At 67.0% G+C, this 21,460-nt stretch carries 16 protein-coding genes; 6 read left to right on the top strand and 10 right to left on the bottom strand.

Annotated elements, in window-relative coordinates:
* Positions 1 to 192: 192 nt before the first annotated feature.
* The 3 genes from aceB to LXN01_RS02535 all read right to left on the bottom strand — a co-directional run bounded on the left by aceB (position 193) and on the right by LXN01_RS02535 (position 3,727).
* A complete protein-coding gene (gene aceB, locus LXN01_RS02545; RefSeq protein ID WP_236862962.1) occupies positions 193 to 1,794 on the bottom strand; it encodes a malate synthase A in 1,602 nt (533 codons plus the stop codon).
* 115 nt (positions 1,795 to 1,909) lie between these two features.
* Positions 1,910 to 2,338 carry a GlcG/HbpS family heme-binding protein gene (locus tag LXN01_RS02540; protein WP_236862961.1) on the bottom strand — a complete coding sequence of 143 codons (429 nt, stop codon included), beginning with the start codon at positions 2,336 to 2,338 and terminating at the stop codon, positions 1,910 to 1,912.
* A complete protein-coding gene (locus LXN01_RS02535) occupies positions 2,339 to 3,727 on the bottom strand; it encodes an FAD-binding oxidoreductase (RefSeq protein WP_236862960.1) in 1,389 nt (462 codons plus the stop codon).
* A 259-nt stretch (positions 3,728 to 3,986) separates the two neighbouring features.
* Here LXN01_RS02535 and LXN01_RS02530 point away from each other — a divergent pair, with 259 nt between their 5' ends.
* Both LXN01_RS02530 and LXN01_RS02525 read left to right on the top strand, forming a co-directional pair.
* Complete coding sequence (locus tag LXN01_RS02530; protein ID WP_236862959.1) at positions 3,987 to 5,999, top strand: L-lactate permease; 2,013 nt, start codon at positions 3,987 to 3,989, stop codon at positions 5,997 to 5,999.
* 7 nt (positions 6,000 to 6,006) lie between these two features.
* Complete coding sequence (locus tag LXN01_RS02525; protein WP_236862958.1) at positions 6,007 to 6,750, top strand: IclR family transcriptional regulator; 744 nt, start codon at positions 6,007 to 6,009, stop codon at positions 6,748 to 6,750.
* Positions 6,751 to 6,791: 41 nt separating this feature from the next.
* On the opposite strand, the gene LXN01_RS02520 is transcribed toward LXN01_RS02525, so the two are convergent.
* Both LXN01_RS02520 and dapA read right to left on the bottom strand, forming a co-directional pair.
* Entirely contained in the window at positions 6,792 to 8,477 is a 1,686-nt protein-coding gene (locus LXN01_RS02520; protein ID WP_336885217.1) for a ribonuclease J, read from the bottom strand.
* Positions 8,474 to 9,394, bottom strand: a complete 921-nt coding sequence (dapA, locus tag LXN01_RS02515) for a 4-hydroxy-tetrahydrodipicolinate synthase (protein WP_236862957.1) — start codon at positions 9,392 to 9,394, stop codon at positions 8,474 to 8,476. The genes LXN01_RS02520 and dapA overlap by 4 nt, the downstream gene beginning before the upstream one ends.
* A gap of 112 nt (positions 9,395 to 9,506) precedes the next feature.
* On the opposite strand from dapA, the gene LXN01_RS02510 reads away from it, so the two are divergent.
* Both LXN01_RS02510 and LXN01_RS02505 read left to right on the top strand, forming a co-directional pair.
* Positions 9,507 to 10,730, top strand: a complete 1,224-nt coding sequence (locus LXN01_RS02510; protein ID WP_236862956.1) for a heparan-alpha-glucosaminide N-acetyltransferase domain-containing protein — start codon at positions 9,507 to 9,509, stop codon at positions 10,728 to 10,730.
* Between the two features lie 131 nt (positions 10,731 to 10,861).
* On the top strand, positions 10,862 to 12,430 hold the full coding sequence (locus LXN01_RS02505; RefSeq protein ID WP_236862955.1) for an AMP-binding protein: 1,569 nt from the start codon (positions 10,862 to 10,864) through the stop codon (positions 12,428 to 12,430).
* A 20-nt stretch (positions 12,431 to 12,450) separates the two neighbouring features.
* Here the strand turns inward: LXN01_RS02505 and LXN01_RS02500 are convergent, their stop codons facing one another.
* The 3 genes from LXN01_RS02500 to LXN01_RS02490 form a co-directional block, all read right to left on the bottom strand.
* The gene (locus LXN01_RS02500; RefSeq protein WP_236862954.1) at positions 12,451 to 12,897 is read right to left on the bottom strand and encodes a hypothetical protein; all 447 of its coding nucleotides are present in this window, start codon (positions 12,895 to 12,897) and stop codon (positions 12,451 to 12,453) included.
* On the bottom strand, positions 12,897 to 13,646 hold the full coding sequence (gene dapB / locus LXN01_RS02495) for a 4-hydroxy-tetrahydrodipicolinate reductase (protein ID WP_236862953.1): 750 nt from the start codon (positions 13,644 to 13,646) through the stop codon (positions 12,897 to 12,899). Before dapB ends, LXN01_RS02500 begins: the two co-directional genes overlap by 1 nt.
* Positions 13,647 to 13,752: 106 nt before the next feature.
* Complete coding sequence (locus tag LXN01_RS02490; protein WP_236862952.1) at positions 13,753 to 14,382, bottom strand: superoxide dismutase; 630 nt, start codon at positions 14,380 to 14,382, stop codon at positions 13,753 to 13,755.
* Positions 14,383 to 14,704: 322 nt separating this feature from the next.
* On the opposite strand from LXN01_RS02490, the gene LXN01_RS02485 reads away from it, so the two are divergent.
* Positions 14,705 to 16,777 (top strand): TRAP transporter permease, encoded by a 2,073-nt coding sequence (locus tag LXN01_RS02485; protein ID WP_236862951.1) that lies wholly within the window; start codon positions 14,705 to 14,707, stop codon positions 16,775 to 16,777.
* A gap of 14 nt (positions 16,778 to 16,791) precedes the next feature.
* A complete protein-coding gene (locus LXN01_RS02480) occupies positions 16,792 to 17,787 on the top strand; it encodes a TAXI family TRAP transporter solute-binding subunit (RefSeq protein WP_236862950.1) in 996 nt (331 codons plus the stop codon).
* A gap of 78 nt (positions 17,788 to 17,865) precedes the next feature.
* On the opposite strand, the gene LXN01_RS02475 is transcribed toward LXN01_RS02480, so the two are convergent.
* Positions 17,866 to 19,155: a M16 family metallopeptidase gene (locus LXN01_RS02475; protein ID WP_236862949.1), complete on the bottom strand. Its 1,290-nt coding sequence runs from the start codon at positions 19,153 to 19,155 to the stop codon at positions 17,866 to 17,868.
* Positions 19,156 to 19,163: 8 nt separating this feature from the next.
* Positions 19,164 to 21,401, bottom strand: coding sequence for a polyribonucleotide nucleotidyltransferase (locus tag LXN01_RS02470; protein ID WP_236862948.1), 2,238 nt, complete (start codon positions 21,399 to 21,401; stop codon positions 19,164 to 19,166).
* Positions 21,402 to 21,460: the final 59 nt, after the last annotated feature.

Below are 21,460 nucleotides of genomic sequence, written 5' to 3'. Positions count from 1 at the left end.
GGTCGAGAACCCGGGATTTCGGCGCCTCTGTGTCCCGTGAGCCCGCGCCTCCTGGACCCGCCGCCCGCAGGATGCCCGTCCATCCGCCCGGGCACAGCACAGGGGCCGTCCGACGCCTTCGCATCGGACGGCCCCTGCAGACCTTCAACGGTCACCGGCGACGACAGGACGCCGGTGTCGTGAGCCCTCGGCTCAGCCCAGCAGCTCGTAGGCCGGGATGGTGAGGAAGTCCTGGTATTCATCGGCGGTGGCCATCTCGGTGAACAGCTTCCGCGAGGTCTCCCAGTCGGCGGCCTCGCCGGGCAGCTTGGCGACCTCCTCCTCGATCACCCGGTCGACGAGCTCCTTGGTCACCTTCTCGCCGGTGTCGTCGAGGATGACGCCGAAGTGCAGCCACTGCCAGACCTGCGAGCGCGAGATCTCCGCGGTCGCGGCGTCCTCCATCAGGCCGTTGATCGCGGCCGCGCCGTTGCCGCCGAGCCATGAGGCGACGTACTGGATGCCCACGGAGACGTTGGCGCGCAGCCCTGCTTCGGTGACCTGGCCGGGCGTCGACTTGACATCGAGCAGCTGCTCGGCCCCGACCTGCACGTCCTCGCGCTTGTTGTCGATCTGGTTGGGCTGGTCACCGAGCACCTCGGTGAACATCTCCCGGCAGAGGTCCACCATGCCCGGGTGGGCGACCCACGAGCCGTCGAAGCCGTCTCCGGCCTCGCGCGACTTGTCGCTCCGCACCTGATCGAACGCCTTCTCGTTTGCCGTCTCGTCCTTCGACGGGATGAAGGCGCTCATGCCGCCGATGGCGTGGGCACCGCGCTTGTGGCAGGTGCGGACGAGCAGCTCGGTGTAGGCGCGCATGAAGGGCACGGTCATGGTCACCTGGGAGCGGTCCGGCAGGATCCAGTCCTCGCCCTTGGAGCGGTGGGTCTTGATGACCGAGAAGATGTAGTCCCAGCGGCCGGCATTGAGTCCGGCGGAGTGCTCTCGCAGCTCGTAGAGGATCTCCTCCATTTCGAACGCCGCCGGGTAGGTCTCGATCAGGCAGGTGGCGCGGATGGTGCCGCGTGGGATGTCGAGTGCCTCCTGCGCGTGCACGAACACGTCGTTCCAGAGGCGTGCCTCGAGGTGCGACTCCATCTTCGGCAGGTAGAAGTAGGGACCGCGTCCCTTCTCGATCTGGAGGCGACCGGCTGTGGTGAGGTAGAGCGCGAAGTCGACCAGCGAACCCGAAACGACCTCGCCGTCGACGAGCATGTGCTTCTCGACCATGTGCCACCCGCGGGGGCGCACGACGATGGTGGGAAGCTCCTCGTCGGGGCGCAGCCTGTACTCCTTGCCCTGCTCGGAGACGAAGTCGATCTCACGCTTGAGCGAGTCGAGGAGGTTGACCTGACCGCCGACGACCGAGTCCCAGGCCGGAGTGTTGGCGTCCTCCTGATCGGCCAGCCAGACCTTGGCGCCGGAGTTGAGCGCGTTGATCGTCATCTTGCGGTAGGTCGGTCCGGTGACCTCGACGCGCCGGTCCTCAAGTCCGGGAGCGGGCGGTGCGACCTGCCACGAGTCGTCCTCGCGGATCGCACGGGTCTCCTCGAGGAAGTCGAGCTCCTCGCCGGCGTCGAGGCGGGTCTGCCGCTCCTTGCGGGCGGCCAGCCTCTCCTGCCGGACCGGCTCGAACTTCCGGTGCAGGGAGACGATGAGTTCGAGGGCTTCGCGGGTCAGGACCGAGGTGAACTCGGGCGTGATCTCAGCGGTGATCTCCAGCCCTTCGGGCAGATCGAGTGCGGTCGAATCCATGAAATCTCTCCTTGTGTGAGTGCGCGTGGCGCGGGTGGTTCGGATGCGGGACGGGCGCTCGTGAACGACGGGTTCTCGTGCATCCGGTTCACGTGCAGGTGGGTTCGGGTGAGCTTCAGGCGGAGGCCGGGGGTTCGGCGCCCAGCCGGTCGAGGACCGCCGCGGCGATCCTGGCATCGTCGTCCGGCTTGCCGCCGGCCACGCCGAGACCGCCCACCAGGACGCCGTCGAAGACGATCGGCACACCCCCGGCGATGCTGGTCAGCAGCCCGCCGGTGCCGTGCTCCAGCTTCTGGGCGAGGTCGGGATTCATCAGCGCGCTCGGCCGTCGGGTCGAGGCGGCAGTGCCGGCCTTGCGCCTGCTGGTCTCGACGCTGTGCGGGGTCATGCCGTCGGCGCGTCCGTAGGCGACGAGCCCGAGGGCCGGGTCGACGACGGTCGCGCACGCCTTGACGCCGGCCTTCTCTCCTTCCTCGATGGTGAGAGACACCGCCTGGGCTGCGGTCGCGTAGGTGATGGTGGGGACGTGGATGTGGGTGGTCATTCAGCTGCCTTCCGGGATTTCGAGCACCGATCCGGGATTGAAGATGCCCTGGGGATCGAGTGCCCGCTTGATGCGGTGGTTGAGTTCGAGGACGTCGGGGCCGAGGTAGTCGGCCAGCCAGGGCCGCTTGAGCCGCCCGACGCCGTGCTCCCCGGTGATCGTGCCGCCGAGCGAGACTGCCAGATCGATGATCTCTCCGTAGGCGAGGTGAGCGCGCTCGCGCTGTCCGTCGTCGGTCGGGTCGAATACCACCAGTGGGTGGGTGTTTCCGTCGCCGGCGTGGGCCATCACGGCGACCAGGACCTCACGCCGCCGGCTGATCTCCTCGATCCCCTCGACGAGGCGGCCGAGGTGGGGTAGTGGCACGCCGACGTCCTCGAGCAGGATCGTGCCCTTCTTCTCCACCGCGGGGATCGCGATCCGACGGGCGGCGATGAATGCCTCGCCCTCATCGGGGTCGTCGGTGTGGTAGCATTCGGTCGCTCCACCGGCGGTGCAGATCTCGGCGATCGTCTCGATCTCGTGTTGGGCGAACCCTGCGGGTTCGTCGGACTGGACGATGAGCATCGCCGCCGCCTCCCGGTCGAGGCCCATGCGGGTCTCGTCCTCCACTGCGTTGATGGTCGGGTTGTCCATGAATTCCAGCATCGACGGCCGCAGCTTCTGGGTGATGCCGAGCACGGAGTTCGTGGCTGCTTCGAGGGATTTGAAGGTCGCCACCAGTGTGGAGGGGCGCCGCTGGGCATGCACCAGTCGCAGCGTCACTTCGGTGATCACTCCGAGCAGGCCCTCACTTCCCACGAACAGCTTGGTCAGCGAGAAGCCGGCGACGTCCTTGAGGCGCGGGCCGCCGAGGGTGACCAGTCGTCCATCCGACAGCACGACTTTCATGCCGAGCACGTAGTCCGTGGTCACGCCGTACTTGACGCAGCACAGCCCACCGGCGTTGGTGGCGATGTTGCCGCCGATCGAGCAGAACTCGAACGAGGCGGGGTCCGGCGGGTACCACAGGCCGTGCTGGGCGGCGGCTGCCTTGACCTCACCATTGAACGCGCCGGGCTGGACGACCGCGGTCAGCGTCACCGGGTCGATGGTGATCTCACGCATCCGCTCGACAGAGAGGACGATCGCCCCGTTCTGAGCGGTACTCCCGCCGGACAGGCCGGAGCCGGCACCGCGCGGGATGATCGGGGTGTCGGTTGCGGCGGCGAAGCGCACGGTCGCCTGCACGTCATCGGCACAGCCGGCGCGCACGACAGCCAGCGGGACGCCGGCATCCGGGTCGTTGGCACGGTCCCAGCGGTAGGCCTCCATCTTGACCGGGTCGGTGATGAGGGCGCCGTCCGGGAGCTGGGCTGCCAGTTCGTCGAGGGTCTGCGCAGTGGGCACGGTTGGTCCTTCCGGTGCATCCGCCCTGCGGCCCGACGGCGCGAACGGAAATGCATGTGGTGATGACTGTCACTGACAACTATAATGGAAACTAAATTCCACACAGCGAAATCTTTTGGTTACTCCTCGGTTGCGTCGTCACTCAGCATCCTCTAATCTTGCCGTGATCAAAGTCACAGCTTGGGCCGGCGGCGTTGAAGCCGCACCTCAAGCCGGTGCCTCGGCGCGGCTCCGCAGCTCCCCCAGACAGGAAACCTTCATGGACAACATCTTCCTCGCAGCCTTCCTCGCGCTGCTGCCGATCCTGGTCGCAGGTGTGCTCCTGCTCGGCTTCCGGATGCCGGCCGCTCTCGCCATGCCTATCAGCCTCGTCGTCGCAGCAGCCGTGTCGTTCTTCGCCTGGCAGGTCGATCTCATCACCATCGGCGCTTCGATCGTCCAGGGAGCGCTCGTCGCCATCGGCCTCCTGTGGATCGTCTTCGGCGCGCTGCTCATGCTCGCCACGGTGACCAAGTCGGGAGCCATCGACACCATCCGTGCCGGCTTCATCTCGGTGTCCGCCGACCGCCGCGTCCAGGTCGTCATCGTCGCGTGGCTGTTCGGCAGCTTCATCGAAGGCGCGGCGGGCTTCGGCACGCCGGCCGCGGTGGTCGCCCCTCTCATGCTCGCGCTCGGATTCCCTGCAATCGCAGCGGTGCTCTTCGGCCTCATCATCCAGTCCACCCCGGTGAGCTTCGGCGCCGTCGGCACGCCGATGCTCACGGGACTCGGCACCGGCCTGGCGGACGAGACGGGCCAGATGTCGGCCGATGTCGCCCAGCGGGCCTCAGCCCTGGGTCTCGACCAGCTCGGCTTCGTCGCTCATACCGCCACCCAGGTCGCGATGATCCACGCCATCTGCGGAATCCTCATCCCGCTGCTCCTGTGCTGCTTCATGACCGGCTTCTTCGGTGCTCGCCGCCGCTTCGCCGACGGCCTGGCAGTCGCGCCGTTCGCGATCTTCGCCGCCCTCGCGATGATCGTTCCCTACCTGCTCGTCGCGTTCCTCCTCGGGCCGGAGTTCCCCTCGATGATCGGTGGGCTCATCGGCCTGCTCATCGTCGTCCCCGCCGCCCGAGCCGGCTTCCTCGTTCCGAAGGACACCTGGGAATTCGCCCCGCGCTACCGCTGGCCGGAGCGCTGGATGGGTTCTGTCAGCCCTGCGGAGGAGGCCGCCCATCTGCGCAAGCGGATGCCGCTGATCCAGGCATGGGCGCCGTACCTCATCGTCGTCGCGCTCCTGCTGCTCACGCGCAACATCCCGGCGATCAAGGCGTTCCTCACCGGGCCGGCCGTGATCAAGGTCGAGGGCATATTCGGCACGCCGATCAACCAGAACATGGATCTGCTGTACTCGCCCGGCGCGCTCTTCATCCTTGCCAGCGTCGCGACCTACGCGCTGCATCGGATGAGCGGCAGCCAGATCGCGGCATCGTGGCAGCTTGCCGGCGGCCAGATCGCCGGCGCGGCTGTCGCGCTGCTGTGCTCGGTGCCGATGGTGCGCGTGTTCATCAACAGCGGACCGGACTTCAACGACTCCGGCCTCGACTCCATGCCGGTCACGCTCGCGGCCGCCGCCGCGGAGTCCGTGGGCCAGAATTGGCCGCTCGTCGCGCCGTTCGTCGGAGCGCTCGGCGCCTTCGTCGCGGGCTCCAACACGGTCTCCAACATCATGTTCGCGCAGTTCCAGTTCTCGACCGGTGTGAACATCGGCGCATCGACCCCCGAAACCGTCGTCGCAGCACAGGCTGTCGGCGGTGCTGCCGGCAACATGATCGCCGTGCACAACGTCGTCGCAGCCGCAGCCACCGTCGGTCTCCTCGGCAGGGAGGGCGACATCATCCGCAAGACCATCATCCCCGCCCTCGTGTACTGCCTGGGTGCCGGCGCGATCGCCTACATGATGATCTTCGGCATCGGCTTCAATGCGGGCACGGTGATCTTCGTTCTCCTGGTCGTCGGGCTGGCGGTCCTGGCATTCGCGATCTCGCGCTCTCCCGGCAAGGACAACCACGACCTCGCGCCGGTCGACCCCGAGCAGGAGGCCGCCCTGGCAGCCACCGCTCCCCTGGCCGTCGAGGTCGTCGCACCCGAATCGGACAGCTCGACTTCAGCGGGCTCGACGACCGACGCCTCCTCGGCAGGCACCAACGCCTCGTCGAGGGCCGCCGGCACCGGCACGCGCGCCGGACAGCGACCGCCTGCGGCAGGCGAGTCGGTCACTGAGCGATAATCGCCCTATGGCCTCTCCGCACCGCGTCCAGTCAGTCGACCGCACCGTGGATGTGCTCGAGGCACTGGCGGACGCGGGCGGAGCCGCCCGCACCAAGGATCTGGCCGCGACGATCGAACTCCCGATCGCGACCGTGCACCGGATCCTCACCACGCTGACGGCGCGCGGGCTCGTCCTGCAGCTGGCGGATCGGAGCTATTCGCTCGGCCCCCGCCTGGTGCGCCTCGGCGCTGTCGCCGCACACCAGGTGGGATCCGAAGCGCAGCCGGTGCTGGCCGAGCTCGCCGAGACACTGGGCGAGACGGTGAACCTGGCCTTCTTCACACGGGATTCGATGACCTACGTCGCCCAGGCCGAGGCGGCCCGCTCGATGCGGATGTTCACGGAAGTGGGCAGGCGGGTCCCGCTCTACAACACGGGAGTGGGAAAGGCCGTGCTGGCGACGTTTCCCGACGACGAGGTCCGCGCGCTTCTCTCCCAGCCCGCCCCAGGATCAGCGCCGAAGCCGGATGTGCCCGCAGTCCTCGCGGAGATCGCTCGGGCCCGAGAACGCGGATACGCCGTCGACGACGAGGAGCAGGAGATCGGAGTCCGGTGCCTGGCCGTGGCAGTCGAGGGTGGGCCGGCGCCTGCGGGCCTGTCGGTGTCCGGGCCCACCTCCCGGCTCGTGCCGGATTCCTTCGCCGAGGTGGCGCAGGCTCTGCGGTCGACGGCGGCGAATCTCGCCGACGGCTGGCGGAGGGCCGGCTGACGGGCAGCCGCTCCAGCCGCCTGAGACGCCGAGCATGCTGCTCAGACGACGACGACCATGGGGACGATCATCGGGCGGCGGCGCAGCTTCGAGGACACCCAGCGGCCGATCGTGCGGCGAATCACCTGCTGCAGCCTGTGCTCGTCCTGCGTGCCGTTCTCCAGCGCCTCCTGCACCGCAGAGGCGATCTTCGGCCTGATCGAGTCGAAGACCGAGTCGTCCTCCGCTACTCCGCGAGCGTGGATCACCGGTCCGGCGACGATCTCGCGGCGCTTCGCATCCACTGTCGTGAAGATCGACACGAAGCCCTCCCCGGCAAGGATCCGACGGTCCTTGAGGTCGTCCTCGGTGATCTCGCCGACCGATGAGCCGTCGACGAAGATGTAGTCGCAGTCGACCGCACCGACGACTTCTGCCCGCCCGGACTTCAGATCGACCACCCAGCCGTTCTCGGCGAGGACGACGCTGTCCTCCGGCACTCCGGTGTCGACAGCCAGCTGGGCGTTCGCGAGCAGATGACGCCATTCGCCGTGCACAGGCATCACGCCTCGGGGCCGGACGATGTTGTAGCAGTACAGCAGCTCTCCCGCAGAGGCGTGCCCGGAGACGTGGACTTTGGCAGTGCCCTTGTGGATGACGTTCGCCCCGAGCCGCATCAGACCGTTGATGACGCGGAACACCGCGTTCTCGTTGCCGGGGATGAGCGACGAGGCGAGGATGACGGTGTCCCCCTCGCCGACCTCGATGCGATGGTCTCCGCTGGCCATGCGCGACAGCGCCGCCATCGGCTCACCCTGAGAGCCTGTGCACATGAGCACGACCTGGTCGTCGGGCAGCTTGTCGACCTCGCGCAGGTCGATCAGCACATTGCGCGGAACGTGAAGGTACCCGAGGTCCTGCGCGATCTTCATATTGCGCACCATCGACCGTCCGACCAGAGCCACCTTGCGGCCATGGGCGCTGGCCGCCTCGAGCACCTGCTGCACCCGGTGCACGTGCGAGGCGAAGGAGGCGACGATGATCCGTCGGTCGGCCGTGCCGAACAGTGTCTCAAGGACCGGGCCGATGCCCTTCTCCGGAGCAGTGAATCCCGGCACGTCCGCGTTGGTCGAATCAGTGAGGAAGAGGTCGACGCCCTCCTCGCCCAACCGGGCGAAGGCGCGGAGGTCGGTGATCCGCCGGTCCAGGGGCAGCTGGTCCATCTTGAAATCGCCCGTGTGGAGCACGTTGCCAGCACCGGTGCGGATGAACACCGCGAGCGCATCGGGGATCGAGTGGTTGACGGCGACGAACTCAAGGTCGAAGGGACCGAGCCGGTCGACGTCGTCCTCTCTGACGACTCGGGTCGTGGCACGGATCCGATGCTCCTTGAGCTTGGCCTCGATCAGCGCCAGCGTCAGCGTAGAGCCGAGGAGCGGGATGTTCGCGCGTCGTCTCAGCAGGTAGGGGACGGCACCGATGTGGTCCTCGTGCCCGTGCGTGAGCACGATGCCGACGATGTCGTCGAATCGTCCTTCGAGGTAGCTGAAATCCGGCAGGATAAGGTCGACACCGGGCTGCTCCTCCTCGGGGAAGAGAACACCGCAGTCGACGATGAGGATCTTGCCGCGGTACTCGAACACCGTCATGTTGCGGCCGACCTCGCCGAGTCCGCCGAGGGCGACGATGCGCAGCGCTTCGGAGTCGACTGCAGGTGGCTCACCGGGTTCGACAGGCAATGTGGTCACTGGAGGTAACCGCTCCTTCTCAATCGATCGCGCAGGAACTCCACCTGGTCGTCGGCCGCGGGCAGCAGCGGCATGCGGGTCGCGCGGGTGGGGATCACTCCCTGGAGCTCCAGCACGGCCTTCGCCGACACGGCTCCGGGCATGTGGTTCATGACCGCATCGACCACGGGCAGGACCTCGTGGGCGACCCGGCGGGCGGTGTCGAGGTCATTTGCCTCGACCGCGGCCACCATCGAGGCGAACCGGTCTGCACACACATGACCGACGACGGAGACGACGCCGATCGCTCCGGCGGCCAGCAGCGGCAGATTGAGCGCGTCCTCGCCCGAGTAGTAGACGAGTGAGGATTCGCTCATCACCCTCATGGATTCGGCCAGGTCCCCCTTCGCGTCCTTGACCGCCAGGATGTTGGGGTGGCTCGACAGCTCGATGAGGGTCTCGCTGGCGATCGGGACCCCGGTGCGCCCGGGGATGTCGTAGAGCATCACCGGGAGGTCCGTGGCGTCGGCGACCGTTCTCAGGTGCGCCTGAATGCCCGACTGCGGAGGCTTCGAGTAGTAGGGGGAGACGACCAGCAGGCCGTGCGCACCGGCGGCGGCCGCCTGCTTGGCGATCTCGAGCGTGTGGGCGGTGTCGTTGTTGCCGGCACCTGCGACGACGCGAGCGCGGTCGCCGACCGCGGACAGAACGACTTCGATGAGCCGCTTCTTCTCCGCGTCCGAGGTGGTCGGAGACTCCCCGGTGGTGCCGGAGACCACCAGCATGTCGTTGCCCAGGTCGACCAGGTGGGCGGCGGTCGCTTCGACGGCCGCGTAGTCGACAGCGCCGTCGCGGGTGAACGGCGTGATCATCGCCGTTCCGTTGGTGCCGAACGCCTCGCGGGCAGGCGCTGCGGCAGCATCAGTCATCAGTGCCATGCCGCCAAGTCTAACGCGTGGGGCCACTGTCCCAGCGCCGACAGGCGCCGGTCCGGCCCAGGTCTGTGCGAGAATCATCACCAGCGATCTGGCGCACTTCCCGGGAGGTCGGATGGACCACAGCAGCAGTCCAGCGCAGCGCCTGGCGCCGCCGGGGCGCAATCTGGGCATCGACACCGCCCGCGGTCTCGCGCTGTTCGGGATGATGGTGACGCATATCGTGCCGTTCCTCGGCCCCGGCGACGAGCTTCTGCCCTCCGTCTGGTTCGCAGGCCGCTCCTCGGCCCTGTTCGCCGTCCTCGCCGGGTTCTCCGTGGTCCTCAGCACCGACCGGATTCTCACCGGCAGCGGAGAGCGCCGGTGGGCAGCGGCAAGTCTGGGCCTCGTCGTCCGCGGCCTGCTCATCAGCGTCATCGGCCTGCTGCTTGGCGTGATCACTTCGTCGATCGCGGTGATCCTCGTCTTCTACGGCCTGATGTTCTGCCTGGCTCCGCTGTTCCTCCGGCTGCCGACACTCGCCCTCGGACTCCTGGCCCCGACCTGGATGATCGCCGCCCCGGTGATCAGCATGTGGCTGCGCCGGGCGTTCGATCTGCATCCGAACTACATCGTCCCGACGCCCGGTGACCTGCTGAGCCCGGGCCCACTGCTCACCGATCTTGTCCTGACTGGCTACTACCCGGTGCTGCCGTGGCTGGGATACCTCTTCCTCGGGATGTTCCTGGCCCGACTGCCCTGGCGCTCTGCGGCCGCGGCAGCCATCGCAGTGCTCATCGGATTGGGCACCGCAGTGCTGTCGAAGGCTGTGTCCTCGCTCCTGCTCACCGCCGGCGGCCGCGGCGCACTCGAGGCGGTGATCGGCCCCGTGGCGCCCTTCGATCGCGGTTCGCTGGAGGAGGCGCTGCACACCGGCAGCTACGGGGTCACGCCGAACGATTCCTGGTGGTGGCTCGCGATCGCCGGCCCCCACTCGGCGACGCCTTTCGACCTGCTCCATACCTCGGGTGTGGCGGTCGCAGTGATCGGCGCCTGCACCCTGGCGGCGATGGTGCTCGGCCGCCGCTCCGCAGCCCTGTCGCCGTTGAGCGCCCCGGGCTCGATGCCGCTGACGATCTACGCCGGTCACATCGTCTTCCTCGAGTTCACAGCGCTGTCACCCTTCAGCGCGGGGGTCGATCTCATCACCCACATCGTGTTCGCGATCGTATTCGCGATCGTATGGAAGCTGACAGTCTCGCCCCGCGGCCCGCTGGAGGGGCTCGTGTCGTCTGCAGTCTCCTCCGCGCGGGAGGCAGTTCAGCGCGACCGGGAGGCACAGGGAGAGCCCACACGGTGACCCTGATCCGTCCTCGCCGACCCGCTGCGCGAAATTCCCCGGTGGAGCGTGACATTAAGACATCCGTGACCTACATTCATTAGAGCCAATCGAACGATCAGTCATGATTGAATACCCGCAGGAGAACGTCGATGACGACTTTCACCGGAAGCACCGCGCTCGACCTGAGCCGGTCCCCCGCCATCACAGCAAAGATCTTCCGTCACGCCCATGAGGTGCCTGGTGAGACGGCGGTGAGCTTCCGTGACAGGACCTTCAGCTGGCAGGAGTTCGGCTCGCTTGTGCGCTGCTCCGCACGCGACCTGCAGCGCCGCGGCGTGGGCCGCGGGGACCGGGTCGCAATCCTGCTGACGAATCGACCCGAATTCCTCGTCCTCACCGCCGCAGCAGCCGCGCTCGGGGCCATTTCCGTTCCGATCAACTTCCGCCTGACCCGCGGCGAGGTCGCCTACATCATCGACAACGTCTCGCCGGAGATCCTGTTCACCGAGCACGGCGCCCGCGACCTCGCCGCGGCCGCGGTGCAGGATGCGCAGAGCTCCCCCGTGGTGATCGACTGTGATGACGTGGACCTCCTCACGGTCTCCGAGTATCCGGACGGCGAGCTCGGCGATGACGAGTGCTTCGTCCCCGAGGCGGGCGACGACTACGCGATCATCCACACCTCGGGCACGACCGGGAACCCCAAGGGCGCCGTCATCACCCACGGCGGAATCTTCGCGTGCTCGGCGCAGGTGGCCAACCGCTGGGCCCTTTCCAGCGGCGACGGCGTCGTCATGCTCGCGCCTCCGCTGTTCCACATCGGCACCTTCCTCGCCTGCCACGGGGCGATCGCCGGCGGGGCGACCTCGCTGGTGATCCCGAGCGCCGGCTTCGACCCTGCGGAGACCCTGCAGACGATGAAGCGCTTCGCAGTGACCGCCGCATTCATGGTGCCCCAGCAGTGGCAGCTGCTGTGCGAGGAGATCGAGCGCACAGGAGCTGAGGGCCTCGCCCTCACGCACGCGAACTGGGGTGGAGCTCCGGCGAGTGAGAAGCTCCTGGAGCGCATGAAGGTCTGCATGCCGAGCACCGAGGTCAAGGCGTCATTCGGCCAGACAGAGACCACCGGCTACGGTGTGGGACTCGAGTTCGAGGACTCGCTGCGCAAGCCCGGCTCGGTCGGCAAGCCCGCCGACGACATGGCGGTCCGGGTGGTCGACGCCGAGATGAACGACGTCGCGGTGGGCGAAGTCGGGGAGATCGTCTATCGCGGCGTCGGCGTGATGAGCCGCTACTGGAGGAATCCCGACGCCACGGCCGAGGCCTTCCGGGGCGGCTGGTTCCATTCCGGAGATCTCGTGCGGCGGGACGATGAGGGATTCATCTACGTTGTCGACCGCCTCAAGGACATGATCATCTCCGGTGGGGAGAACATCTACTGCGCGGAGATCGAGAATGCCCTGGCATGGCATCCCGACATCGCCGAAGTCAGCATCGTCGGCCGCCCCGACGAGAAGTGGGGCGAAGTCCCGGTCGCCTGCATCGTGCCGAAGGATCCCACGAGTCCGCCCGACCTCCAGTCGGTGCGCGCCTATCTGAAGGACCGGCTGGCCTCGTACAAGCATCCGAAGGACGTGCGGATCGTGGAAGCGTTCCCGAGGTCCGGCATCGGCAAGATTCAGAAGACCGTGCTGCGCGACGTCGTCGAGTCCCGCTGACTCACGGCCCTGGCGTCGCGTCAGCGGCCGGTGCGCTCCAGGGAGATCGCCCTGCGCATCGTCTGCCGGGCGCGGCGGCGGTCGCCGGCGACGTCATAGGCGCAGGAGAGCCTGAACCAGCTGCGCCAATCCTCCGGCGCCGCCTCGGTCTCCGCTCGGTACCGGGCGAATTCCGCGTCCGCGGCGGTGCGGTCGACCCGACCGCCCGGAGTTCGCGGGAGGTTGTCCTCGGGCAGCCCGCCCTCAGCCTCGAGCATTCCGCCGAGCCGCTGCATCCTGGTGCCGAACAGCAGCTCCGAGATCAGCGCCCATGCTCCGATCACCGGAAGCGCGATGAGGGCGATGCCCAGGAACTTCGCCACCGGGCTCTCGTCGGTGATCATGATCCATCCGCGCTGCAGTGTGAAGACCAGGTACACAGCAAGCAGCACGGCGATCACCAGCGCGCCGATCTTCGCCTTCGACATCAGAGCGTCAGGTAATTCTCAAGGCCGACAGCCAGGCCGCTGCGACTGCCGATCTCCTTGACGGCGGTGATGATCCCCGGCATGAACGCGCTCGTGGAGAAGGTGTCGGTCCGGATCGTCAGGGCCTCTCCGGAGGTGCCGAAGTGGATCTCCTCGCTGGCGTTCATCCCCAGCTGTCGGATGGCGTGGACGTGGATCCCGTCGATCACGGCCCCGCGAGCTCCGTGAGGGTCGGCCTCCGTCGCATCCGGCACCGCCTCCCAGCCGGCCTCGGCGCGTGCTCGGGCGATCCTCTGAGCCGTGTGCAGCGCAGTGCCGGACGGAGCGTCGAGCTTGCGCGGGTGGTGGATCTCGACGACTTCGGCCGAGTCGAAGTATCTGGCCGCGAGCTCGGCGAAGTGCATGGCCAGCACTGCGCCGATGGAGAAATTCGGAGCGATCAGCGCTGCGGTGCCTGGCTGCTGGGCGAGCAGGTCTGCCAGGCGCGCAAGCCGGTCAGCATCCCACCCAGTGGTTCCGACCACGGTGTCGACTCCGCGCTCGACGAGGAACCGCACGTTGTCCTCGGTGGCCTTCGGCACTGTGAGTTCGACAGCGACGTCAGCCTCCGAGGCGATCACGGCTCCCAGGCTGTCGGAACTGCCGAGCGCCGCGACGAGCTCGAGCCCGTCCGCGGCTCTGATCGCCTCGACTGCTGCGCTGCCCATCCGCCCGGAGGCGCCGATCACGGCAACCCTGATATCACTCATCCGATGTCCTTTCGTCAACCCGCTCGATTCTAGTCGCTCGGGCACGACAGCGGGGCCCGGCGAACCGAGCCCCGCTGATCGCTTCAGGGCAGATGCCGCAGGCAGGTCACTTTCCGGTGATCAGGCCTTCGGTCTGGGTGCGTGCGCGCTCGAAGCGAGCCTGCACGTCGGCCCAGTTGACGATGTTCCAGAAGGCCTTGACGTAGTCGGCCTTCACATTGGTGTAGTCGAGGTAGTACGCGTGCTCCCACATGTCGAGCTGCAGCAGCGGGATCGCGCCGAGCTGCACATTGCCCTGCTGATCGTAGAGCTGCTCGAGGACCAGCCGCTGACCGAGGGTGTCCCAGGCGAGCACAGCCCAGCCGGAGCCCTGGATCGAGGTCGCGGTGCCGTCGAACTGTCCGCGGAAGGCGTCGAAGGAGCCGAACTGATCGTCGATCACGGAAGCGAGCTCACCGGTCGGCTTGTCGCCGCCCTCGGGCGACAGGTTGTTCCAGAACACCGAGTGGTTCACGTGTCCGCCGAGGTTGAACGCCAGGTCCTTGGAGAGCTTGCCGATGGTGCCGAAGTCGCCCTTCTCGCGGGCTTCTGCCATCTGGTCAAGAGCGGTGTTGGCGCCCTTCACGTAGGTTGCATGGTGCTTGTCGTGGTGCAGCTCCATGATCTTCGCGGAGATGTGCGGCTCGAGTGCCGCGTAGTCGTAAGGCAGTTCCGGGAGCGTGTACTGCTCAACCATGAGTTTCCTCCTAATGTGGACATCACATCCAAGTCCGGCGGCTGACTGCCGCCGCTGAATTCGACCCTATCCCAGGGCCCTATTCCAGACAACGAGCATTGTCGAGGCCTTATTCCGGCTGCTCATGGTGGGCATGGCCGGCCACGTCCTGCGCCGCCTCACCCGTGGGGGCATCACCCCACGGCGATCTCTTCATCGACCGCCGACCGCGGATAACGAATCGGTAAAGGCGCCCCGGGATGCGGATCCCCGGAGCCGCCGGCGGCGTACGCTCTGTGGGGTGAATCACGCATCGACGGAGATGCGCCACAGAGAGGAATCCATGTCCACGTCCCGCCCGGCAGCACCAGCGGACGACGACCGGCAGACAGCGGACGTCGATGCGCTGATCGCGGAGTTCGACGAGGAGCTCCCGCAGCGGCGGCTCTCGCACAGACTGGATCTGGGCGTCGCTATCGTCTGCTTCATCATCTCGCTGTTCGTCCTCAATCAGGTGTTCTTCCCGCTCACCAGTGGGAACCAGTACTACCTCATGTGGTTCCTGGCCCTGGTGCTGCCGCTGGTCTTCATCTGCTATCGACCGAGCGCTCGCCGGCGCACAGGCACGCAGATGGCCACAGAGAGGGACGATCCCTCGGTATTCGACTGGGCGCTCACCGCCCTCACGTTCGTCACCTGCCTGTATCCGATCGTGCCCTTCCTGTCGGGCGGCTTCAACGAATTCCTTGACCGCCAGGGACAGCTGAACACCCTGGACGTCGTCATGGGTGCTCTGCTGACCATCCTGATCCTCGAGGCCACTCGCCGGACCACTGGGCTGATCCTGCCGGCGGTGTGTCTGTTCTTCTTCCTCTACAGCTACTACGGCAGCTATATCCCGGTGAGCTGGCCCGGCTCTCACGCGGGGCAGAACTTCGACCAGATCATCAACGCGTTCTACAACGACGCCAGCGGCTTCTACGGCATCCCGCTGGACGTCGCCGCCACGTACATCGTGCTGTTCACCATCTACGGCGCCGTGCTCGACCGGACCGGCGCCGCCGAGTTCTTCATCGACCTGAGCTTCTCGATCTTCAAGAAGTCGAAGGCTGCTCCCGGGCGCACGGTTGCGCTCTCCGGCTTCCTGCTCGGAACCGTCTCCGGCTCGGGCACAGCGACCGCCGTCTCGCTGGGCGCAGTCACGTGGCCGGTGCTGAAGAAGGCCGGATATCCGAGGGAGAACGCCGGCGGCATGCTCGCCGCCTCCGGGATCGGCGCGATCCTCTCACCGCCCACGCTGGGGGCCGCCGCATTCATCATCGCGGAGCTGCTCAACGTCTCCTATGCGGTCGTCCTGCTCTGGGCAGTCATCCCCACGCTCCTCTACTACCTGGGCATCTTTCTGGCCATCGAGATCGATTCGCGCAAGATCGACGTCGAGCCGGTCGCACCGCCGGTGATGAGGACCTGGCCCATCTTCAAGCGGGGCTACTACCACTTCATCTCCCTGGCCATCATCGTGGTGTTCCTGGCGCTGGGGATCCCGCCGTTCAAGGCTGTCGTCTACGCCACCGCGGTCGGCATCGCCTTCGGCCTCATCGAGATCTTCCGACAGCATCGCACCGATCTCTCCGGCGCAGTCCGCGAGTTCTGGTCGGTGATCTTCGGCGCGCTGTCCACGGGCATCCGATCGGTCCTTCCGGTTGTCAGCGTCTGCGCTGCCGCGGGAATCATCGTCTCCACGATCACCAAGACCGGGCTCGGCCAGGTGCTGGCGGACATGCTCATCGGCATCGCGACAGCGCTGTCGTCCAATGAGACGGTCATCATCATCCTGTCGTGCATCATGTCGGCGATCGCGGTGACCATCCTCGGACTCGCAGTGCCCGTCACCGCGTCGTTCATCATCGCCTGGGTCATCATCGGGCCGGCCCTCATCGAGTTGGGAATCCCCGCTGCCGCGGCGGCGATGTTCATCTTCTACTACGCGGTGGTCTCGGAGGTCTCGCCACCCACGGCACTGGCTGCGGTGGCGTCCTCGGCAATCACCGGAGGGCGCGTGATCCCCACCATGTGGCAGGCCTGCAAGTACGCCATCCCCGCGTTCTTCGTGCCGCTGGCCTTCACCTTCACGCCGGAGGGCGCGGGACTGGTCGCACAGAACGGGTTCCTCGGCGGACTCTGGACCTTCGCCGTCTCCGCCGTCGCCGTGGCCGCGCTGGCCGCCGGAGCCGGCGGCTGGCTCGTCCACCGCGCGCGCTGGCCGGAACGGGTCCTGTGCCTCATCGCCGCCGCCGCTCTGCTCTATCTGCAGCCGCTGTCCATGATCATCGGGTTCAGCGCTCTGGTGCTGGCCGTCATCGTCCATCTCGTCACCCCCACCCAGAAGAACCCGGCACCGCAGCCGGTGACCTGAAAGGCTGAAAACAGATGAAGAGACCTCTTCGCTCCGTCTCCGCAATCGCCCTGGCTTCCGTGCTCGCGCTGAGCGGGTGCGGCGGCAAGCGCGAACCCACTCCGGCCGCCGAGGGCGAGGGCGGGGCAGAGTGCACCGCCGCCTCGGGCCAGATGACGATCGCCACCGGCAACTCGACCGGTGTCTACTACGTGATGGGAGGCGGCATCGCCCAGCTGATCTCCGACAACACGGACATCAAGGCGACCGCGGCGGAGACCGGTGCATCCGTCCAGAACATGCAGCAGCTCGAGTCCGGCGACTACGACATCGCGTTCTCCCTGGCCGACACAGCCGCAGACGCAGTCACCGGACAGGGATCATTCGAGCAGCCACAGGACACCGTCGCGCTCACCCGCCTGTACGACAACTTCACTCACGTCATCGTCCGCAAGGACGCCGGCATCGAGACCATAGAGGACTTCGCAGGCAAGACGATCTCCACGGGCTCCCCCAAGTCCGGTACCGAGGTGATCGCAGGCCGCCTCATCGAAGCCGCCGGACTCAGCCCTGAGGACGTCAACGCCCAACGCATCGACCTGTCGAAGACGGTCGAATCGATGAAGGACGGCTCGATCGACGGCATGGTGTGGTCCGGCGGCCTGCCGACGGCCGGCATCACCGATCTGTTCACCACCTCGGCGAACGATGTCGAGATCCTCGACATCACCGATCTCGAGGCGCCGATGAAGGAGATCAACGAGGTGTACGAGACCGCCACCATCCCGGCCGACACCTACGGCACCGACGCAGACGTCGACACCCTCGTGACGCCGAACGTCCTCATGGTGCGTTCGGACATGGATGAGGGCACGGCATGCGCGATCACGAAGCTGATCTACGACAAGAAATCGGACCTGGAATCGGTGCATGCGGCCGCCGCCGAGATCGATCTTGAGCGAGCCGACCAGACGGAGCCGATCGAGCTGCATCCGGGCGCCCAGCGCGCTCTCGAGGAGCTGCGCGGCTGAGCTCCGCGATGATGCGCCGATGAAAGCACAACGGCGGCCGGCACCGCATTAGTGTCGGCCGCCGTCTGCGTGCCCGGATCAGCCCGGAAGCACCAGGGAAGTGCTCGGACCCACGGTGGCCAGGGCATGCGGGCCGGAGAACAGTCGCGCGGCGAGCTTCGTCACGTGTTCGGGAGTGACGTTCCTGACCTGCTGCAGCAGGTCGTGCGGGGACTCGAGCGGAATCCTCGACAGCTCCGCATGCGCTAGCCGGTTCATTCGCGCGGCAGAGCTCTCGAGTCCGAGGATCGTCGCTCCGGCGACCTGGGCGACGATGTCGGCGATCTCCGCTTCGCCGGGGACCTCGGAGGCGACCAGCGCGAACTCGTCGATCACCAGATCCACCACCTGCTGCGCTGACCCCGGTGAGGTTCCAGCGTAGATCCCGAACTGACCGGAGTCCGTATATCTGCCGGCAATGCTGTGCACGGTGTACGCGAGTCCCCGCTCCTCGCGGATCGTCTGGAACAGCCGGGACGACATGCCGCCGCCGAGCAGTGCGAACAGCACCGTGAGCACAAAGCGGTCCGGGTGGCCTTCCGGCAGCCCGGGCACGCCGAAGATGATTCCCTGCTGCTCCGTGTCCTTCCGGATCGTCTCCACTCCCCCGGCGAACTCGGGCACCGCTCGGTGGGGGCGCAGCTGCCTGCCGCTGTCCGGTCCGACCTCCGGCAGCTGCCGGGTTGCACGGTCCACCAGAGAAACGACTTCGTCGTGGGACGCACCGCCGGCAGCGGCGAACACCAGCCGCGGACCGACGTAATCGTGGGAATAGTGGTCGAGCAGCGTGCTGTGCTCGAGGGCGCGGATCTGCTCCCTCGTCGCTCCCACCGGCCGGCCCAGCGGGTGGTCGCGGTACACCAGTGCGTCGAAGGCCTCGTAGAGCACGTCGACGGGGTCGTCGGCTGCCATCGCGAGCTCCTCGACGATGACGCCCCGCTCCCGCTCGAACTCCGACTCATCCAGCTTCGAGCGCAGGACCATGTCCCAGAGGAGCTCAGTGATCATCGGAACGTCGTCCACCAGGCACCGCGAGTAGTAGCAGGTGTATTCCTTGGAGGTCACCGCATTGGAGTCGCCGCCGGTGCGGTCGAATGCCTCCGCGATCTGGCGTGCGCTGCGCGTGGGCGTCCCCTTGAACAGCATGTGCTCGAGGAAATGGGTCGAACCCGCGGCCGGCTGAGCTTCGTCGCGCGAACCCGAGTCGACCCAGATTCCCACGGTCTCCGATTCCAGCGCGGGCATCGTCTCCGTGATCACCCGGATGCCATTGGGGAGGACAGAGCGCTGTGCGCTGCTGCCCTCCCCCATGAGATATTCGGTGTTCAACCGCCTGCTTACTCCTCGTCGCCGAAGTCGGCGGAGTCAGCGGAGTCCGCCGCATCCGCGTCGTCCATCACGGGGACCAGCGAGAGCTTGCCGCGATCGTCGATCTTGGTGATCTCGACCTGGATCTTCTGCCCGACCGACACGACGTCCTCGACATCCTCGACTCGCTTGCCGTCGTTGAGCTTGCGCAGCTCCGAGATGTGGAGGAGTCCGTCCTTGCCCGGGCTCAGCGACACGAAGGCTCCGAAGGACATCGCCTTGACGACGGTGCCCAGGTAGCGTTCGCCCACCTCCGGGACCTGCGGGTTGGCAATCGCGTTGACCGCGCTGCGGGCGGCTTCTGCGGCGGGCCCGTCGGTGGCGCCGATGAGCACCGTGCCGTCGTCCTCGATGCTGATCTCCGCGCCCGTGTCCTCCTGGATCTGGTTGATCATCTTGCCCTTGGGGCCGATGACCTCGCCGATCTTGTCGACCGGGATCTGCACGGAGATGATGCGCGGAGCGGTGGGTGCGAGCTCAGCAGGGGCGTCGATGGCGCCGGTGAGGACATCGAGGATGACCTGACGGGCTTCCTTCGCCTGCTTGAGGGCGGCCGCGAGCACGGATGCGGGAATGCCGTCGAGCTTGGTGTCGAGCTGAATCGCCGTGATGAACTCCGAGGTGCCCGCCACCTTGAAGTCCATGTCGCCGAACGCGTCCTCTGCACCGAGGATGTCGGTGAGAGCCGCATAGGCGGTCTGCGGGCCGCTGTCGGTCTCGATGACATCCGAGACCAGACCCATCGCGATGCCGGCAACCGGGGCGCGCAGCGGCACGCCTGCGTCGAGCATGGCCAGCGTCGAGGCGCAGACCGAGCCCATGGACGTCGAGCCGTTCGAGCTCAGCGCCTCGGAGACCTGGCGGATCGCGTAGGGGAACTCCTCGCGCGATGGCAGTACCGGAACGATGGCCCGCTCCGCCAGCGCTCCATGTCCGATCTCGCGGCGCTTCGGGCTGCCGACTCGACCGGTCTCGCCGGTGGAGTACGGCGGGAAGTTGTAGTGGTGCAGGTAGCGCTTTCTCGTCTCCGGGGCCAGCGAGTCGATCTGCTGCTCCATCTTGAGCATGTTCAGCGTGGTGACTCCCAGGATCTGGGTCTCACCGCGCTCGAAGATCGCAGAGCCGTGGACGCGCGGAACCACTCCGGTCTCCGCGGTCAGCGGCCGGATGTCCTTGAGTCCGCGGCCGTCGATCCGCACCTGCTCGGTGAGGATCCGCTTGCGCACCACCTGCTTGGTGAGCGCGTTGAGCGCGGCCGCGATCTCCTTCTCACGCCCCTCGAATCGCTCGCCGAGGTCCGCGAAGAGCCTGTCCAGGAGCACGTCGCCGGCGGCGGCCCGCTCCTGCTTGTCCGCGATCTGGAAGTTCTTGGTCTGCTGTTCGAGAGCGAGCTCCTCCACGGCCGCATAGACATCGTCCTCGTAGTCACGGAAGACGGGGAACTCGGCGGTGGGCTTGGCCGCGCGGTCCGCGAGCTCCTGCTGAGCGCGGACGAGTTCGCGGATGAACGGCTTGGCCGCCTCGAGTCCGCCTGCGACGGCCTCCTCCGTCGGCGCGCCGGCACCGCTGCCGATGAGGTCCATCGCGTGCTCGGTCGCTTCGGCCTCGACCATCATGATGGCGACGTCGTCACCGACGACTCGGCCGGCCACCACCATGTCGAAGACGGCGTCCCCCAGCTGCGAGTAGTTCGGGAACGCGACCCACTGATCGTCGATGAGCGCGATCCGCACACCTCCGATCGGACCGGAGAACGGCAGACCCGACAGCTGAGTCGACATCGAGGCGGCGTTGATGGCCAGTGCGTCGTAGATGTGGTCGGGGTGGATCGACATCACCGTGACGACGACCTGGACCTCGTTGCGCAGTCCCTTCACGAAGGACGGGCGCAGGGGCCGGTCGATGAGGCGACAGGTGAGGATGGCGTCCGTCGACGGCCGGCCCTCGCGGCGGAAGAACGAACCGGGGATTCGACCGGCGGCATACATCCGCTCCTCGACGTCGACCGTCAGCGGGAAGAAGTCGAAGTGCTCCTTCGGGTTCTTGCCGACGGTCGTCGCTGAGAGCAGCATCGTCTCGTCATCAAGGACCGCGACGGCCGCACCCGCGGCCTGCTGGGCAAGGCGTCCGGTCTCGAAGCGGATGGTGTGGGAGCCGAAGCGCCCGTTGTCGATATGTGCAACAGCTGATTCGGGATTGAGTCCCAAGTGAGCTCCATTCGTGCTGCGCGAAGATGTTCGCGCGTGTGGAGGACCGCCAGGCGAAA

It is taken from the genome of Brevibacterium daeguense, assembly GCF_021729135.1.
GTDB lineage: Bacteria > Actinomycetota > Actinomycetes > Actinomycetales > Brevibacteriaceae > Brevibacterium > Brevibacterium daeguense.
The sequence above is the reverse complement of the archived record's forward strand: the minus strand, read 5'-3'. Positions and strand labels throughout refer to the sequence as shown.